This is a genomic window from Paenibacillus solani (assembly GCF_050475945.1).
Taxonomy (GTDB): domain Bacteria; phylum Bacillota; class Bacilli; order Paenibacillales; family Paenibacillaceae; genus Paenibacillus_AQ; species Paenibacillus_AQ solani_A.
This window is the reverse complement of sequence record NZ_JBCMXJ010000012.1, coordinates 119,008-137,331: the sequence shown is the minus strand read 5'-3', so window position 1 is coordinate 137,331 and position 18,324 is coordinate 119,008. Positions and strand designations below refer to the sequence as shown.

Here is an 18,324-nt window from a genome sequence, read left to right as displayed (position 1 = left end):
CTAGTTCCCCTTTCTTTCGATAGGAGCCACATTATTGTTGATTGGCTTTTTATCTTTTTTACTTAATTTCAGATCGCCATGACTGCGGTAAGCTATGACGCGGCTCTTCTCCTTCACCAACACTTCCCAATCGGATTCAGCTTTTACCCACTGGGCTGATGAGAAGAATTTAATCTCCGCGACGGATTCTCCCGTATCAGTCATTACAAAATTCAGATAGGAATTCTTGTTGGATTCCGGAGTAATGGTAATCTTATTATACATCTCTGGCGGAAAATCCAAATAGAAGCGATTCTTCAGATCGTAGTATCTCTGAAGCACAAATTGAAGCCCTTCTCTTTCGTTGTTCTCGCGTATTTCTCCGTCCCACTGAAAATATGTGGTAAAGAATGGGATCTCATCAATAATAAGTCGATCTTCCCACCCGCTTGGTCTCGTAAGAACACCGATTTCTAATATCCCGTCATCATTGACATCTTCACTCTCGACAGGCAATTCCTTGTAAGTGAGCAGTTCATCCTGAAGCACGTCAATGAACTTGTTATCCTCCATGATGATCAGTTTGGAGTAAGAAGAGTTTGATACAACCGAAGCATCCAAGATGATACCTTCTTTGTCTTTAGCTACTTTACCTGCGACAACATTGTAATAACTTTCAATATTCGGCCCCAAGTCCAGCTTGCTTACCTCTACGAAGGCATTCTCAAATTTATCGTACTGATAGGTGCTGATATACGATAGCTCTTTCTGCTGTAGATAGACAACTGTAATGTCCTTGATCTTGTCTCCATTCATGTCTCCGATATTAAAGTGGGTATAGGGCAGCGCAGGAACTTTTTCCAGCGTATCTCCTGAGAATGAATAGACGGCCAGCAAGTTCTGAAGATTCTCTTCTCCGCGCGAGAAACCTGCTACAATTTCAACGCTGCCATCATTCGTAAAGTCAACAAAATCAAACGACTCCAGCACCGTCCCTTCTCCATCGAAGTCGAGCTTCTTCACCCAAGTATCACCCTGCTGCTGCATGATCATGCCATGGATCTTCACATCCTCATCGGGCGTCTGGTAGAATACGACAGCCTCCATAACTCCGTCATTATCCAGGTCATGAATTCGGATGGAACTGCTATCCACGTCACTTCTTGGACGGATAATGGACCCATTTTCCTTCTGGAGCGCAGACTGAATTGCGCCATTGAGCGTCGCCTTATCTGTCGGCAGATCGGGTTTCTTCATTAGTGAAACCGGATCTTGGATAAAGGAGCATCCGCTTATAATAAATAGTAACAAGCCCGACAACAGGGCTTGTAATATTCTATATTTCAATAAGAATCCACTCATTTCTATTCACTCACCTTCAGCGGGTGATCGATATTTACAGTCTTGACTTCTCGCCATGAGTTAAACGTCTTCCGGTCACATCGACTGCCAGCTGTCCACCGGAAAGTCCCATTATGCGGGTACAATATTTCTCGGCAAGCTCTAATGGAATGACGGTAAATACCGTTAAACGCTCTTCTTCGCACAAGGTTTTAAGCGTCTTTAGCACATTCTCGGCTGAGGCGGGGTCAAGTCCTGTCACCGGCTCATCAGCCAATATCACCTTCGCGCCATGAACGAGCGCACGGGCAATGGCGATCCGCTGCTTCTCTCCGCCGCTTAACTCACTCGCTTTGCGTTTGGCCTTGTCCAACAAGCCGAGATGTTCAATCGTATCCATAGCCCCCATATAATCATCAGATCGGACCATCCCGGTTACCATCCGCCACCAGGGCGTTTGGCTGGATTGCCCAACCAATACATTCTTTAAAGCCGTACGATTTACATTCAAAGCCGGGTTCTGCTCAAGATAGGCCCACTCTCGGCGTATTCTCCGTTTGCCCGCGGGATTCATCATATCTTCGCCATCAATCGTTAACTTGCCGCCGTCCCACTTTTGCTGCATCGACAGGCAGCTCATCAGCAAGCTTTTTCCGCTTCCGCTCGCACCGATCAGACCGATCATTTCCCCGTGCTCCATCTGGAACGTGATATCCTTTAATACCGGAATCCGGTCAGGACCCATCGTTTTCTTTAGCCGATCCACTTTAATCATGTTATCGTCTCTCCCGTCAAGTGCATATTCCTACTCTCTAGTTTAGAAGAAAGCGAAAGCAATTGCCATGAGAACAAATGTTTCTATCGGCCCTGGGATTCTGTTTTGACTTTGAACCATAAACCCGTGCTGACAAACAGAATATATAAACCTCCAAGCAGGATGAAAAAGCCCCCGTTCCACCCGGTTTCCATAATAGCGCCCCCGACATTTGGTCCTGCGATACTGCCCGCATTGAAATGAAAGGAAGCTACGACGTTGGCTGCTGACAGCAGCAGCCTCGGAAGGATGTCTGCCGCGTAGGCCAATCCCAGCGAGAAGAAGGAACCTACCATACCACCGGCTATGGTCAGCAATACCAGAACTGCCCAGAAATTTGTTCCTGCCGCCGGAACAAGCAAGAAACAGCTGCCACCCACAATTCCGGCAATGCTCAGTACCCGTTTGCGTCCCAATTTGTCACTCCATATGCCTAGAGGAAGCTGCAGAAGAAGTCCCCCGATTCCGACAAAGGGCAGCAGCGCTGATATTTCCCCCAATGTGAATCCGCTTCGCAATCCATAAACAGGGAAGTTGCTGTTAATGCCCGCTTCCATATATCCATAGAGAAAAGCAGGGAGCAGGGCAAACCAAGCCAGCCGATAGCTTGTAAGATAACGGCCAGACGGCTGGGTAGACCCACTCTCACTTTTTTCCGGCTTCAGGTTAGGAAGTTTGAACCATACAACCAGCAATATCACCAAAAACAGCACGGCCAGCACCGCAAACGGGACAGCCTCTCCATAATGCAGCAAAGGGATGCCTAGCGGCCCTATACTGAATCCCAGACCATAAGACATGCCGTAAAGCGAGATGCTGCGTCCCCGGTTTTGAGACGTAGACATCATAAGCACCCATAACTGGGCTGCATAATGAAGGGCGCTGTCCCCAATCCCTACAAGCACACGCAGTACGAACCAGATTGCCACGCTCGGGATTAAGGGAAAGGCAACCAGCGACAGCATTACCAGCACCAAGCCGGATACGATCAGTTTTTTGAAGCCGATCCAGCCAAGAAGCCTCTCCGCGACAAGTGTCATAGCAAATGAGCCTACATATAAAGCCGCTGCGTTCAATCCATTCATGGACGAAGAAATGCCCATCCGTTCCAAAAATATGGCCAGCACCGGGAGCAGCAGTCCTTGGCTTAAACCTGCCGCAACCACGACGGCAATAAGTATGAAATAATGTGTTCTCCCTTGACGGGGATTTGCATCTTCTGTCACTGAAATATGGTCCTCCTCTTATATGAATAAACGATGAATTTATTTAGCCAGATGAACATTATAGTGGACAAGCCCAATCGATACAAGCCATAATAATAACAATGCCATCAATTAGGAGGGTATACCTGTAATGAAATATAAAGTTAGCATTGATGTATCCACTGTGTACGAGCTGCTGGGCAGCTTCATGATATATGCAACGAGAAAATGGACCGATAACCTAGACATCGGAAAACAGCTGATCATGGAGATGGACGAACGATTGCCCGAGCAGGTGCGAGTCCAGCTTAGCAAAGCCCGTTCCTGGCCGCTGGCGGATTACGACGTCCTCTATGCCTTGATTATGTTGAGAAAAGAACATAATGCGATCCCCGATTTTCTGAATTGGATCGAATCATCGCCAGCTGAAGAACTTCTGACCCTGCTTCAGCCTCATATACCGTCCCTAACACTGGATGAAATCTCACGCATTCGAGAAAGCTATACTCCTCTTCTCAAACTTTGGCATGCGCACTATTTTTCCAAAGTGGAACAAGACCTGTCCCAGCTGCTGGAAGAAGATGCCGAGGAGAAACGTATGCTTCTCCCAAAAATGGACGACGAGAACTTAATTGAATATGCATCAAGCGGCGTCATACTGGATGATGTGCCACAGGAGAAAGTGGTGTTGTTTCCGGGCACGCATTTTCGCCCGATCAATACCTATTGCTTCTATGATAATGTACTTCTTCTCCAGTATCCGATCGATATACCGGAAGAAAATGAAGATGAGCCGCCTGTTGTTCTCCTGCGCATGACGGAAGCGCTCGCGGACCCCGAACGATTGCGGCTGCTGCGATATATTGCGGATGAGCCAAAGGCTGTATCTGAAATGGCCGCTGAGTTGAATCAGCCTTATGAGGAATTAATGCATCATCTGATGATATTAAGAGCAGCCGGTTTGCTCCGCTCCCATCTGAAGTCTGAGAATAACGAGAGATTCAGCATGCGGCCGGACGGAGCTGCTGAGCTTCAGATGTTCCTGGAGACCTACATTAGAATTTCATAGTAAGAAGGAGCGTATCATGAGTAAAATTTCACAGCAGATTATCTTTGACATGGACGACACTTTAATCCATTGCAATAAATATTTTGACCTCATCCTCGGTGATTATTTTGAATGGATGACCGAATGGTTTCAACAATATGGCGTTACTACGGAAGAAGTTCGAACCAAGCAGATGGAAATCGATGTAGCGGGCGTAAACAAGTTTGGATTCGCAAGTGCCAATTTTCCGCAATCCTTGATAGACACATACCATTACTTTGCTCGTACTCATGGCAGAGACAGCTCACGCAAGGAAGAAGAGCTTCTCCTCCAGCTTGGTCTTAGCGTATATGACCAAGAGATTGAAGCCTATCCCGGCATGGTGGAGACGCTTGAGCAGCTCCGGGAAGAAGGTCATTCCCTTCATCTGTATACGGGAGGCGAAGCGAGAATTCAGAAGCGCAAAATCGAACAGATGAAGCTGACGGAATATTTTGAAGACCGGATTTACATCCGCCAACATAAGAACATCACAGCCCTAGAGGGTATTCTTAAGGATGGATCCTTCTCCCGCTCCGATACGTGGATGATTGGGAACTCCCTTCGTACCGATGTTGTCCCAGCCCTCACTGCTGGGATTAACAGCATATATATCAAGCAACAGCGCGAATGGCAATACAATCTGGTAGAACTCAAACAAGAGCCGCATAACGTGCTGTATACCGTTTCTGCCTTAACTGAAGTGCCAGAAATCATTGATGATCATGTCAATTAACCACAAACAAACCGAGCCGATTCAGGAGTCTTTTCCTTCATTTCGGCTCGGTTTGTATCTTATAGGGCAATGTTATGATTTCAAGGCAGCACCGCTCTCCTCCGTTTGAACGGCAAGCTTTCCATTGCCCTCGGGTAGCAGGATTATCCGGCCTTTATTGGTGCTGCCATCATCTTGTTTAAATGATAATAACTGCGTCTTCCCCTGAGTCAGCAAGGATTTCAGCATCGCATGAGAAATATTCTTGCCGGCAAACTCCTTCCAGATCACAAACTGACAGCCGGATTTGAAATTCGCACAGCCATACCCTTTTCGACCTTCGATAATATGGCCTCCACAACCAGGTCTTGGACAGCGTCCTAGCGAAGAACGTGCAGAAGGAGGCTGTGCTTCGGTTGAGGTGCTGGCTCCAGTTTGGGTGCTTCTCTTCTCTGTACGGCCTTCCTTGTTGCTTTGAGCAGAGGCTGCTTTTCCGGTGCTTCGTTTTCCTTTGCCCTTTTGCTTATCCTCTTCTCCACCGAATAACGACGAAGGTGCTTGTCTCTGCGAAGAAACCTTGTTAATAATCGAAATGGTAAATTTCTGCACGTTTTGCATGAATACGTCCGCAGAAGCCTCTCCCTTGGATATTTGGTGCAAACGACGTTCCCATTGGCCAGTCATCTCTGGCGAAGCAAGCAGCTCAACTCCGGCATGCCGGATTAACTCTACCGCCGTTCTACCTTTTTGGGTTACCGTAATTTTCTTGCCTTGCATTGTAATATAGCCGACCTTTTTCAAGCGCTCGATGGTAGCCGCCCGTGTTGCTGGCGTTCCCAGCCCGCTGTCTTTCATGGCATCCCGAAGGGCTTCATCCTCGATCGACTTTCCTGCACTCTCCATCGCCTTTAGCAAGGTACCTTCTGTATAGCTTTTTGGCGGCTGGGTTGCCTTCTCTTTCACTTCCGAGGTTTTGCAGTGCACAGACTTATCGGGAGAGAGGTCAAATGAACGGTCATTCCATTCCTGACTCTCCTCTTCTTCATCCTCTTTCCCTTTCTTGGAAGACTTGGCCTTCTTCTGTTCTTTGTCCTGCGTGATCAGCACCTTCCAGCCCAGAGACAGCAGCTCCTTGATCCCGGTTTTGAACGTTTCTCCCTCTACCTCGGTAAGCACTGTATGCTGCTTATACATCGCCGGAGGGTAAAAATGCGACAGAAACCGAAGAATCACCAGATCGTAAATATGCTGCTCTTCCTTGCTGAGCGTGCCCGGCCGCTTTAGTGTCGGCAGTATCGCATGGTGATCCTCAACCCGCTGAGGATTGCATACCGCTTTATTGTTGATATGCACCCGTCTGGGATCTGCTCCTTCGGCCTTTGCCGCATACGAAGTCGATTTCAGCATATGCAGCGCCTTATGCATGCCCTCGATATTCTGTTCGTTCACATAGTTGGAGTTGGTCCGCGGATATGAGATCACCTTGTGGCGCTCATACAGTGCTTGGGCAAGGTCCAGCGTTTTCTTGGCAGAATACCCATACTTGGCGTTGGCCTCACGTTGTAAAAGTGTCAGATCATATAATTTAAAGGGGTATTCCTTCGTTTCTTTCACTTCGTACTTGGCGATGATACCATCCTTACCCTTGATCTTTGAAGCGATAACCTCTGCCTGTTCCTGCGAGGTTAATCGCTCCCCTTGCCATGTCCCCATATATTCCAGCTGCTCTTGTTTGAACACTGCCTTGACATCGTAGAACGTCTGCGATTCAAATGCTTCGATCTCCTTCTGCCGGTCATAGATCAGAGCCAGAACCGGCGTCTGTACCCGCCCAACGGACAATAACGTTTGATGACGGGTTGTAAAAGCACGTGAAGCATTCATACCGATCAGCCAATCAGCTTCGCTGCGAGCACGTGCAGCATGCGTCAAATTTTCGAAATCCTCGCCATCCTTAAGCTCAGCGAAGCCTCGCGCAATACTTTCTGCTGTTAAGTCGGAAATCCATAATCTTTTTACAGGTTGTTTCAGTTTTAATTGCTGTTGGATGAGAGCAAAGATATATTGCCCTTCTCTTCCTGCGTCACAAGCATTCACAATATGGCTGCAGCGCTTGGCAACCTCTCCAATGACCTTCAGCTGATCTTTGGTCTTTGGATTCGGGATGATTTTGAATTGTTCTGGAATAATGGGCAAGTCCCTTAAATTCCAGCGTTTATATTTCGGATCATATGCATCTGGCTCCGCCAACCCAACCAGATGTCCGATAGCCCAAGTTATGATGTATTGCTCACCTTCAAGATATGTACGGTTATTCTTGGCCCGCGGCTCAATGACCGCAGCAATGTTCCGTCCCATATCCGGCTTTTCGGCAATGACCAATGTTTTCAAGTGACATTCTCCTCCCCGATTGAGCTGCCCCATATGCAAAGTGGCTAACTCCAAAAAGGACTTCGCTCTCGCGAAGTCCTTTAAACTACTATTATGATAGCATATTTGGAAGAAGGATTAAACCAGTACGGTAGCACCCATCAAATATTTGTCTACCTCGCGCGCAACCTCGCGGCCTTCGTTAATGGCCCATACCACGAGGCTTTGTCCGCGACGCATATCTCCAGCGGCAAATACTTTATCCACATTGGTCGTATATTTGCCATACGGTGCTTTTACATTCGATCGACGATCCGTCTCAAGTTCAAGCTGCTCGATCAGTGTTCGCTCCGGTCCGTCAAAGCCGATTGCAATGAAAGCCATTTGAGCCGGGAAGGCTTTTTCCGTGCCGGGAATAGGGCGGTACACTTTACGTCCTGTTTCATCTACAATCCGCTCGATTTGAACCGTCTGAAGCTCCTTGAGATTGCCTTCCTTATCCCCAATGAATTTCGTTGTCATGATCGAGAATTCACGTGGATCACGGCCAAACAATGCTTTGGCTTCCTGTTGTGCGTAATCGAGTGTATACACGTTCGGGAATTGAGGCCACGGGTTAGAAGCAGGGTCGCGCTGCAGCGGAGCCTGTTTATGCGTACCGAATTGAGTCACACTGCGACAGCCGTGACGCAAGGCTGTGGCAACGCAGTCGGAGCCGGTATCACCGCCGCCAATGACGATGACATCCTTGTCTTTGGATGATATATATTGACCATCTTCCAAGCCCGAATCCAGCAGGCTTTTGATCGTTCCATTCAAATAATCCATCGCATAATGAATTCCTTTAAGATCGCTGCCCTCAATCGCAAACTCGCGGGGTTTGGTTGCGCCGCCGCACAGTACAACAGCGTCATAATCCTCCATCAGCTGCTGGGCTGGAATGTCTTTGCCGATCTCCGTGTTTACAACGAATTCGACGCCCTCAGCCATAAGCAGATCTACCCGGCGCTGAACAATACCCTTGTCCAGCTTCATCGATGGGATCCCATAAGTCAACAGCCCGCCGATGCGGTCCGCACGTTCGAAGACGGTAACGGAATGGCCTGCTTTATTTAATTGAGCTGCAGCCGCCAATCCTGCCGGACCTGAACCCACAACAGCGACGCGACGTCCTGTGCGCTTCTCTGGTGGTTCGGGAACAACCCAGCCTTCTTCAAACCCTTTGTCGATTATCGCTTGCTCGATCGATTTGATCGCGACCGGTTCACCAATCAAGCCAACTGTACAAGAACCCTCGCATGGCGCAGGACATACGCGTCCGGTAAACTCAGGAAAGTTATTCGTTTTATGAAGACGTTCCAGCGCCTCTCTCCATAATCCACGGTATACCAGATGATTCCATTCGGGAATCAAATTATGGATCGGACAGCCTGATGTTCCTCCGAGCATATCGATGCCAGTGTGGCAGTATGGCGTACCGCAATCCATGCAGCGTGCTCCCTGCGTCTGAAGCTCCTCTTCTGCTAAATGCTTATGAAACTCTTCCCAATCTTTAACTCGTTCAAGCGGGCTTCGGTCTCCCGGAAGCCGGCGCTGATATTCCATAAATCCTGTTGGTGTAGACATAATGTTGTACCCCCGTCCGTTTCGTCCATGCCGTTCATCATTAGAAATATAGTAGCATCTCGCTTTTCATCTGATAAATGGAGTATATGCATGATCATTTGTACTATCATGCTGTTTACATCTATGCGATCATGGATAAAACAGAGGTTACAGGAAGATACAACCCTATAGGGGAGCCCCTTAACTACTTTCGTTCATAAATAACAAAGCGGTAGGAGTATGGATTTTTTTCATCAGTAATGCCGGGTATTTCCTCGATGATTTTCCATTCATCCCAATTGACAGTAGGGAAAAACGTATCCCCTTCGAAGGTTTCATCAATAAATGTGCAATACAGTCGATCCGCTTTAGGCAGCAATAATTCGTAGATTTGCGATCCACCAATGACCATCAGCTCTTCATTCTCCGCATAAACGAGCGAATCCTCGATATCGTGAATGACAATACCTTGGTCCTCTGGCAGCTTAAAGTTCTCGTCTCGTGTGAGTACGATATTCTTGCGATGAGGCAGCGGCTTACTGCCAAAAGAATCCCATGTCTTACGCCCCATAAGAATTGGTTTATTCAGAGTCTTCTCCCTAAAAAAAGCCATATCCCGCGGTAACCGCCAAGGCATCGTTCCGTTCAGACCAATTACTTGATCCTTGCCCATAGCCCATATCATAGATATCATGTAAATCGCCTCCCCTTTCCTTGATTTATTATTTGTTAGGAACCCAAGTGGAGAGAAACCTATTTAAACTGCAACCGTTGCTTTAATGGTTGGATGATACTGATAGCCCTCAAATTCAAAGTCTTCAAACGTGTAATCAAAAATACTATCCGGCTTCCGCTTAATAACCAGCTTCGGAAGTTCATACGGCTCGCGTTCGAGCTGTGTTCGTACCTGCTCCATATGATTGGAATAGATATGCACGTCGCCCCCAGACCAGATAAATTCACCAGGTTCCAGGTCGCATTGCTGAGCAACCATATGGGTTAGAAGAGCGTAACTGGCGATGTTAAACGGCAATCCGAGGAAGGAATCCACCGAACGCATCGTAAGCATGCAGGACAGTTTGCCTCCCGCTACATAGAATTGGAATACAAAATGACATGGCGGGAGCTTCATATTCTCGATCTCAGCCACGTTCCAGGCGCTGACGATATGTCGGCGGGAGTCGGGGTTGTTCTTAATTGAATCGATCACCTGGGCGATCTGATCGATGTGGCGCCCGTCCGGCGTTTCCCATGCCCGCCACTGCGAGCCATAGACAGGGCCCAAATCTCCATTCTCATCTGCCCACTCATCCCATATTCTAACGCCATTTTCTTTTAAGTACCTTATATTCGTTTCTCCGCTCAAAAACCACAATAGCTCATGGATTACCGATTTTAAATGAATTCGCTTCGTTGTCATAAGCGGGAATCCTTTGGACAAATCAAAACGCAATTGTCTTCCGAAAACAGATAACGTCCCCGTCCCCGTACGATCGCCTTTCTCTACACCATGATCTAGTATATCCTGCAGCAGCTCCAAATATTGTTTCATCTATAGTCACCTCACTAGAATCTCATACTAACAGTCTACCATGTTCATGGAATGATTGGGATGCTTAAAATCCCCCTGTCGAAAAATGTCGGATTTCACGTCGTTTATCCTCACAAAAACAGGGGACCGAGAGCGCCACTTGCACTCTCAGTCCCCTGACCAAATTATAATGCCCTGAATATGCGTCGTTTAGATTAACGAGCAATGATGTGGATCGGATGACCCATAACCAGTTCCGCAGCTTCCATAACGATCTCACCCAGCGTTGGATGCGCATGAATTGTCAATGCTACATCTTCAAGAGTTGCACCCATTTCAATCGCAAGACCAAGCTCAGCGATCAGGTTGGAAGCTTCCAGACCTACGATTTGCGCTCCGAGAATAAGTCCTGTTCCTTCTTCAGCCACGATTTTCACGAAGCCTTCCGGATGGTTCAAGGATACGGAACGTCCGTTACCTGCGTAAGGGAATTTGCCAGCTTTTACTTTATGGCCTTTTTCCTTCGCTTGAGCTTCAGTATAACCTACGCTGGAGCATTCAGGATCTGTAAACACAACAGCCGGGATACACTTGTAATCCACGACAGATGGCATTCCGGAAATAGCCTCAGCTGCCACTTTACCTTCATAAGAAGCTTTGTGTGCAAGAGCCAGACCAGACACGATGTCCCCAATTGCGAAGATATGAGGAATGCTGGTGCGTCCTTGATGGTCGACTTTCACGAATCCGCGCTCATCCATATCGAGGCCGATCAGGTCCAGACCGAGCTCTCCGTCAGTATTCGGGCGACGGCCAACTGTAACCAGCAGGTAATCTGCTGTTACTTCTTTGGTTTCACCGTTCACGGAGTATTTCACGGTAACTTCTTTATCGTTCTGCTCAGCACTTTCAGCTTTTGCACCTGTGATAATTTCGATACCGGTTTTCTTCATGTTTTTCGTAACGAGGCTTGTCATGTCTTTGTCAAAGCCAGCCAGAACGCTGTCCAGACCTTCAATGATTGTAACTTTGGAACCGAATTTGGAGTACATTTGGCCAAGCTCGGCACCGATGTAGCCGCCACCGATAACGATCATGCTCTTCGGTACTTCAGGCAGATTCAATGCTTCTGTAGAAGACAAGATGCGTCCGCCAAATGGGAATGGCTTCAATTCAATTGGACGGGAGCCTGTAGCAATGATGCAGTTTTTGAAACGGTAACGCGGAGACTCATGATCATTGAATACGCGAGCTTCGTTTTCGTTGATGAACATGCACTCGCCGTTGAATACTTCCACTTTGTTGCCTTTCAGCAAACCAGCTACACCGCCGGTCATTTTCTTGACAACACCGTTTTTGAATTCTTGAGTTTTTGCAAAATCAACGGTTACGTTCTCCACGGAAATACCGAATGCATCGGCATGTTTCGCGGATTCGAACTGATGAGCTGCAGCAATCAAAGCTTTGGATGGAATACAACCACGATTCAAGCAAACACCGCCGAGTTCCGATTTATCAACGATCAGAACCTTTTGACCCAGTTGGGCGGCACGAATCGCCGCCACATAACCACCAGGACCAGCACCAATGACTAGAGTATCAATATCTAAAGAAGCATCTCCAACTACCATTAGTTACACCTCCATAACAAGCAGCTCAGGGTTAGCGAGCAGCTGTTTAATATAGTTCATAAAGTTTTGAGCAGTTGCGCCGTCGATGATACGGTGGTCAAAGCTCAAGGACAATGCCATCACAGGTGCTGCTACAATCTCGCCGTTCTTAACAACCGCTTTTTCGCTGATGCGGCCGGTACCGAGAATAGCAACCTCTGGGAAGTTAATGATTGGTGTAAAGAACATACCGCCTGCAGATCCGATGTTCGTGATGGAAATCGTGCTGCCCTTCATTTCGTTAGGGGACAGTTTACCTTCACGGCCGCGAGCAGCCAGGTCACGAATGCTGTCAGCGATCATCCAGATGCTCTTACGATCTGCATCTTTGATAACCGGTACGATCAGACCGTTGTCCGTATCTGTAGCGATACCGATGTTGTAGTACTTCTTGTACACAATTTCGTTCGCTTCTTCGTCGATCATCGCATTGAGCGCAGGGAATTGGCGACTAGCCGCAACCAGTGCTTTAACGATGAATGGCAGATACGTAACTTTCGTACCTTTCTTCTCGGCGATTGGTTTCATACGAGTACGGAACGCTACCAGTTCAGTTACATCAACTTCGTCCATGATCGTAACGTGCGGAGCTGTGTAAGCCGACTTAACCATAGCATTCGAGATCGCTTTGCGAATACCTTTGAATGGTACGCGCTCTTCTTCTGCACGAGTGTCCACTGCTGCGGATGCTGCTGCAGGAGCTACTTTTGCTTCGGATGCAGCTTCTTGTGCCGGAGCAGCTGCTTGGCCGCCACCGTTCTTGAAGGCTTCAACATCTTCGCGAGTCACTTTACCATTGTTGCCGGAGCCCTGAACTTGAGCGATGTCCACGCCTTGTTCGCGAGCAAATTTGCGCACGCTTGGCGTAGCCAGAACTTCACGGTTAGGTGCTGCTGGTGCTGCTGCCTCACCGTTTCCGCCTTGTTTAGCATCAGCTGGTGCATCTTTAGCCGGGGAAGAAGTCGTATCAGCACTTCCCTTAGCAGCGTCAGCTTCTTGAGAAGACTGCTCTTCAGCAGGTACCTCCTGCTCAGGAATGTCACCTTCTGCATCAATGACAGCAACCACTTCACCGACACGGCATACTTGACCGTCCTTGGCAAAAACTTCTTGAACCGTACCGTTCACGGGACAAGGAACTTCCACGACTGCCTTGTCATTCTGCACTTCCATGATGATGTCGTCGTCTGTTACTTTGTCGCCTGGCTTAATATGCATTTTGATGATTTCACCTTCATGCAAACCTTCACCCAGCTCTGGAAAACGATATTCAAATTTTGCCAACTGTAAAACCTCCCTAGATATTGCTGCTATTAGAAATTCAATACTTTATTTACGGCGTCAATGATACGTGCTGGCGTAGGCAACCAAGTATCCTCAATTTGAGCGAATGGATACACAGTGTCGGGCGGAGTCACGCGAAGCACTGGGGCTTCCAAGTGGAGAATCGCTTTTTCGTTAATTTGAGCGATAACCTCAGCGGCTACACCCGCAGATTTTTGTGCTTCTTGGACCACGATCGCACGGTTGGTTTTCTTAACCGAAGCCAGTACGGTGTCGATATCGATTGGAGCAATGGTGCGCAGGTCGATAATTTCCGCTTTGATTCCGTTTTTCTCGAGCTCATCAGCCGCTTTCGTAGCTGTGTGAACCATCAGCCCGTAAGCGATGATCGTAACGTCAGTTCCTTCGCGGACAACGTTAGCTTTGCCAAGTTCAACGGTGTAGTCACCTTCAGGAACTTCGGCGCGGAACGCATGATACAGGTTCAAGTGCTCCATGAAGAATACAGGATCATTGTCGCGGATCGCTGCGATCATAAGACCTTTTGCATCATAAGGATTGGAAGGCACTACAACTTTAATACCCGGTGTTTGAGCGATCAAACCTTCAAGTGCATCCGTGTGAAGCTCAGCTGCTTTAACCCCTCCACCAAATGGTGTACGGAATACAATTGGAGAGTTATAGCGTCCGCCGGAACGGTAACGCATACGAGCGGCTTGAACAACGATTTGGTCAAGCGCCTCAAAGATAAATCCTACGAATTGAATTTCAGCAATCGGACGGAATCCTTGAATACCAAGACCAACAGCCATACCGCCAATAGCGGATTCAGCCAGTGGTGTATCAAATACGCGCTCTTCCCCGAATTCTTTCTGAAGGCCTTCCGTTACACGGAAAACACCGCCGACATTACCTACGTCTTCACCGAAGATGACAACGTTAGGGTCACGGCTCAATTCAACGCGCATGGCGTCGCGAATCGCTTCTTTCATGTTCATTTGTGCCATTGCTTCATTTCCTCCTTAAGAAATACAGTAAACTTCCAGTGTTATGCCTTATTCGGCTATATGTTCATATGAATAAGCGTCCTTGGAGCCATGAGAAGACCGGATGATTATCGAAAAATACAACTAACGATAATCATCGGTCCGTCATGCTTATTGGAAATCCGCTTTTTGCTCTTCCAAATGCTTAGGCGTTTGTTCGAACATGCTGTCGATCAAACCAGGCACCGTCATTTTTTCCGTTTGCTCGGCTTTTTTGATCTGTTCGTTGACTTTCGCTTTCGCTTCTTCCTTCACGCGAGCTGTATCCTCTTCTGTCCACAACCCTTTGGATTCAAGGTACTTCGCAAGACGCGCGATTGGATCCTTCTCGTTCCACTCGCCCTCTTCTTCCTTCGTACGATATTTTGTAGCGTCATCGGAAAGGGAGTGTGGACGGAAACGGTAAGTTACTGCCTCAATAAGTGTTGCACCTTCGCCATTGCGGCCGCGTTCAGCTGCGTCACGAACTGCTTTAATTACCGCAAGCACGTCCATACCGTCAACCTTAACTCCCTTGATTCCAGCTGCAACAGCTTTATGAGCGATAGACAATGCTGCTGTCTGCTTGGAGAACGGAGTTGTGATCGCATAACCATTGTTTTGAACAAAGAAAATCACTGGTAATTTATATACGCCGGCATAGTTCAAGCCTTCGTAGAAGTCACCTTCGGAGGAACCGCCATCACCGGTATACGTAATAACAACTTGTTTTTGTTTTTTCAATTTGTAACCCATAGCAATACCCATGGCATGCAGAATTTGCGCACCAATGATAATCTGAGGCATCAATACGTTAACACCCTCTGGAATTTGTCCGCCATGCTGATGTCCGCGGGAATAAAGGAATGCTTGATAAAGCGGAAGACCATGCCACACGATTTGCGGCATATCGCGGTAGCCCGGGCAAACAAAATCGTCTTTCTCAAGTGCAAACTCACTGCCTACCATTGTAGCTTCTTGTCCGGATACAGGCGCATAGAAGCCGAGACGTCCTTGACGGCCCAGATTTACGGCACGATCATCCCAAGTACGGGTAAATACCATGCGGTACATAATTTCTTTCAGTTGATCGTCTGACAATTCCGGCAAAAGATCTTTGTTTACGATTTTGCCATCCGGGGAAAGTACTGATAGAGTACCTACTTCCTCGGTATATACTTCATAAGGAACCTTGGTCATTTTTTTCACCTCAATAAATATTTGAATATCAAGTTCCGCTGTTATAGAATTATTATACACCTGTTTCACTCCATTCGTCAAAGAAATACGGGATAAAATTTCACATTTCTCGACGTTTGTATGTATAACAGATCGCAAACAATACTATAACAGAATGACAAACATCATAGAACAACAGACATCTTAGATAGGTCAGGGTAATTTTAACTTATTGTTTACCGCATTTCAAAAACTAACCCGAAAAAGGTGACGATTTATGACGAATGAACGTTTATTGAAGCGAACCATCGTAAAAGAAGTGATTGAAAGCAAGTTTTTGCAAGAGAATCGAACGCTCCGCATCTATCTCCCACCCGGCTACAATGAAATCCTCAGCTATCCTGTCGTTTATTGTCAGGACGGAGAAGAATTTTTCAACTTCGGCCGGATCGCGACGTGGGCCAACCAGCTCATTCTCGAAGAAGGCGTAGATCCTTTCATTATTGTAGGCGTTGAAGTTAATACAAAGATACGCACCGAGGAGTATGCGCCTTTTGGAAATCGTTTCGATGCTTATCTGTCCTGTTTCGCCGAAGAGATTATTCCCTTCATTGAACAGAAATATCCTGTTCGCAAAGAGCCAGCCGAGCGCGTTCTCGCTGGTGATTCCCTTGGCGGAAGCGTCTCTGTCCATCTAGCCCTGCGTTATCCGCATCTCTTCTCACGAATCATTAGCTTGTCCGGTGCTTTCTATGAGAAATCCCAGGATATGATCCGGGAAGAGCAGGATTTGTCCTGGCTCGACATCTATATGATTGTAGGTCTTCAAGAAGACAACTATGCAACCGATACAGGTGTCTATAACTTCGTTGAATTGAATCGTTCAACCAAGGCTTTACTGGAAGAACGAGGTGCCACCATTACTTATTATGAAAAAGACGGACGTCACCTTTGGGGATTCTGGCAAAAAGAGCTCCCTGCTGCCCTTATGTACTTCCTGGGTTAATTCATTACACACAGCAACAACTGATCTGTTATTGGATTAACCTGTTACTATAATTTTCGCCATCTGTCCCACCTGGCCTGGTGGCGTGACATGTGAGCAGTTGGCAAAGCGCATACTCATAATGAGATAAGAGGGGTGAACGGATTCCCTCTTTGTCTCCACTTCAAAAAAAAGATGAACAACCGCGCATTTTTTTAATGGAATGTGCATTGTTCATCTTTTCTGTTTCAACAGCCCGTTCATCTTGGTATCGCTTTCAATTTCCTTCGTCAAAAAAGCGGCTGACTCACCGCTTGTTCGACTCGATTATAGCTTTTCCCGAATGATTTTGTCCAGTAGAATGTCACACCCTGCATTGATAAGCTGATACACCTCTTCAAAATTTCCGGTGAAATAAGGATCAGGCACCTCGCGCAGCTTCTCATCCGGCAGAAGATCCATAAACTTTAGAATCTTGGCTTCATCGTACCCGGCCAATTTGCGCATATTCTCAACATTGGAATTATCCATGCCGATGACATAATCAAAATCCTTGAAGTCTTTGTCTAGCACTTGTCGAGCTACCATGCCTTCATAACTAATTTGCCAATGATCCAACATTTTCCGTGTACCTTCGTGAGGTATGCTTCCAACATGCCAATCCCCTGTGCCAGCGGAATCCACGTGTATCTGATCCTGCAGCCCCCGCTGCATAATTTTATGTCTTAACACCGCTTCTGCCATAGGCGATCGGCAGATATTCCCCAGACATACAAACAAAACGGATATCATGAACTTATCTCCTTTAACGTTTAATAACAATTACATTTACGTCATGTATAAATCTGAATGACTCTCAACCTTCCACTATCACGAGCTGATCTCATTTCCCTGGGAAGGAGAAGGTCTTCCATCGTGCAATGACCTTCTAGGTAATTTCCATTTATAGAGAACGGACAACATTCTGAATACGATCACTACAACGAACAGAGTCAGCAGCTGCCATGTCTTGGTAGCGATGCCCAGCCCAATGGCAAGCCCCGCTGCCATCGCCCAGACAGCATAAATCTCGTCGCGCAGCACAAGCGGTTTTCGTCCGGCTAATAGATCCCGTACCATTCCACCGCCGCTGCCTGTAAGCACGGCAGCTACAATTACCGCACTCATGGGATGATTCATTTGTGTAGCATATAACGCCCCTTGAATGGCAAACGCCGACAAGCCGATCGCATCAAATAATGCTTCTGTCTTCTTCCAGTGCTGTATGAAGCGGAGAGGCAGCACAAATGCGACGAATACCGAAATCATCGCCAGCATGATTAAATCTCCCTGACTCCACAGCGTGGTCACTGGCACACCGATCAATACGTTTCTTATAATACCGCCGCCGAAAGCAGTAACCAATCCGAGAACCACGACACCCAGAATATCATATTCCTCTTCCATTGCTACAAAAGCTCCCGACATCGCGAACGCGATAGTGCCAATTATACTGAATACATCAAACATATGCATGTCCAAAGCATAGTTCCCC

16 protein-coding genes are annotated in these 18,324 nt (G+C 47.3%); 3 read left to right on the top strand and 13 right to left on the bottom strand.

Going from position 1 to position 18,324, the window contains the following annotated elements:
- From ABEQ74_RS14030 to ABEQ74_RS14020, 3 genes are all read right to left on the bottom strand, one after another.
- Window positions 1-1,341 carry a hypothetical protein gene (locus tag ABEQ74_RS14030; protein WP_430122787.1) on the bottom strand — a complete coding sequence of 447 codons (1,341 nt, stop codon included), beginning with the start codon at window positions 1,339-1,341 and terminating at the stop codon, window positions 1-3.
- Window positions 1,342-1,375: 34 nt separating this feature from the next.
- The gene (locus tag ABEQ74_RS14025; RefSeq protein ID WP_054401959.1) at window positions 1,376-2,095 is read right to left on the bottom strand and encodes a phosphonate ABC transporter ATP-binding protein; all 720 of its coding nucleotides are present in this window, start codon (window positions 2,093-2,095) and stop codon (window positions 1,376-1,378) included.
- Window positions 2,096-2,178: 83 nt separating this feature from the next.
- A complete protein-coding gene (locus ABEQ74_RS14020) occupies window positions 2,179-3,360 on the bottom strand; it encodes an MFS transporter (protein ID WP_430122786.1) in 1,182 nt (393 codons plus the stop codon).
- A 130-nt stretch (window positions 3,361-3,490) separates the two neighbouring features.
- Here ABEQ74_RS14020 and ABEQ74_RS14015 point away from each other — a divergent pair, with 130 nt between their 5' ends.
- Together ABEQ74_RS14015 and ABEQ74_RS14010 are read left to right on the top strand one after the other, a co-directional pair.
- Entirely contained in the window at window positions 3,491-4,408 is a 918-nt protein-coding gene (locus tag ABEQ74_RS14015; protein ID WP_430122785.1) for an ArsR/SmtB family transcription factor, read from the top strand.
- A 16-nt stretch (window positions 4,409-4,424) separates the two neighbouring features.
- The gene (locus tag ABEQ74_RS14010) at window positions 4,425-5,162 is read left to right on the top strand and encodes an HAD family hydrolase (RefSeq protein WP_430122784.1); all 738 of its coding nucleotides are present in this window, start codon (window positions 4,425-4,427) and stop codon (window positions 5,160-5,162) included.
- 72 nt (window positions 5,163-5,234) lie between these two features.
- Here ABEQ74_RS14010 and ABEQ74_RS14005 read toward each other — a convergent pair whose 3' ends face one another.
- The 8 genes from ABEQ74_RS14005 to pdhA all read right to left on the bottom strand — a co-directional run bounded on the left by ABEQ74_RS14005 (window position 5,235) and on the right by pdhA (window position 15,826).
- Window positions 5,235-7,532 (bottom strand): DNA topoisomerase 3, encoded by a 2,298-nt coding sequence (locus tag ABEQ74_RS14005; RefSeq protein ID WP_430122783.1) that lies wholly within the window; start codon window positions 7,530-7,532, stop codon window positions 5,235-5,237.
- 117 nt (window positions 7,533-7,649) lie between these two features.
- Window positions 7,650-9,137 (bottom strand): glutamate synthase subunit beta, encoded by a 1,488-nt coding sequence (locus ABEQ74_RS14000; RefSeq protein WP_430122782.1) that lies wholly within the window; start codon window positions 9,135-9,137, stop codon window positions 7,650-7,652.
- Window positions 9,138-9,321: 184 nt separating this feature from the next.
- Window positions 9,322-9,810, bottom strand: coding sequence for a dihydrofolate reductase (locus tag ABEQ74_RS13995; RefSeq protein WP_430122781.1), 489 nt, complete (start codon window positions 9,808-9,810; stop codon window positions 9,322-9,324).
- A 63-nt stretch (window positions 9,811-9,873) separates the two neighbouring features.
- On the bottom strand, window positions 9,874-10,668 hold the full coding sequence (gene thyA, locus ABEQ74_RS13990; protein WP_053493793.1) for a thymidylate synthase: 795 nt from the start codon (window positions 10,666-10,668) through the stop codon (window positions 9,874-9,876).
- Between the two features lie 194 nt (window positions 10,669-10,862).
- Window positions 10,863-12,278, bottom strand: a complete 1,416-nt coding sequence (lpdA, locus tag ABEQ74_RS13985) for a dihydrolipoyl dehydrogenase (RefSeq protein WP_009589200.1) — start codon at window positions 12,276-12,278, stop codon at window positions 10,863-10,865.
- Between the two features lie 3 nt (window positions 12,279-12,281).
- Window positions 12,282-13,601: a dihydrolipoamide acetyltransferase family protein gene (locus ABEQ74_RS13980; RefSeq protein ID WP_430122780.1), complete on the bottom strand. Its 1,320-nt coding sequence runs from the start codon at window positions 13,599-13,601 to the stop codon at window positions 12,282-12,284.
- Between the two features lie 29 nt (window positions 13,602-13,630).
- On the bottom strand, window positions 13,631-14,608 hold the full coding sequence (locus tag ABEQ74_RS13975) for an alpha-ketoacid dehydrogenase subunit beta (protein WP_053493795.1): 978 nt from the start codon (window positions 14,606-14,608) through the stop codon (window positions 13,631-13,633).
- Window positions 14,609-14,758: 150 nt separating this feature from the next.
- Complete coding sequence (gene pdhA, locus ABEQ74_RS13970; protein ID WP_053494274.1) at window positions 14,759-15,826, bottom strand: pyruvate dehydrogenase (acetyl-transferring) E1 component subunit alpha; 1,068 nt, start codon at window positions 15,824-15,826, stop codon at window positions 14,759-14,761.
- A 256-nt stretch (window positions 15,827-16,082) separates the two neighbouring features.
- Here pdhA and ABEQ74_RS13965 point away from each other — a divergent pair, with 256 nt between their 5' ends.
- Window positions 16,083-16,811 (top strand): alpha/beta hydrolase, encoded by a 729-nt coding sequence (locus ABEQ74_RS13965; protein WP_430122779.1) that lies wholly within the window; start codon window positions 16,083-16,085, stop codon window positions 16,809-16,811.
- A 306-nt stretch (window positions 16,812-17,117) separates the two neighbouring features.
- Here the strand turns inward: ABEQ74_RS13965 and ABEQ74_RS13960 are convergent, their stop codons facing one another.
- The gene (locus tag ABEQ74_RS13960; RefSeq protein WP_430122778.1) at window positions 17,118-17,582 is read right to left on the bottom strand and encodes a low molecular weight protein-tyrosine-phosphatase; all 465 of its coding nucleotides are present in this window, start codon (window positions 17,580-17,582) and stop codon (window positions 17,118-17,120) included.
- Between the two features lie 78 nt (window positions 17,583-17,660).
- Window positions 17,661-18,305: a trimeric intracellular cation channel family protein gene (locus ABEQ74_RS13955; RefSeq protein ID WP_430122916.1), complete on the bottom strand. Its 645-nt coding sequence runs from the start codon at window positions 18,303-18,305 to the stop codon at window positions 17,661-17,663.
- Window positions 18,306-18,324 lie beyond the last annotated feature (19 nt).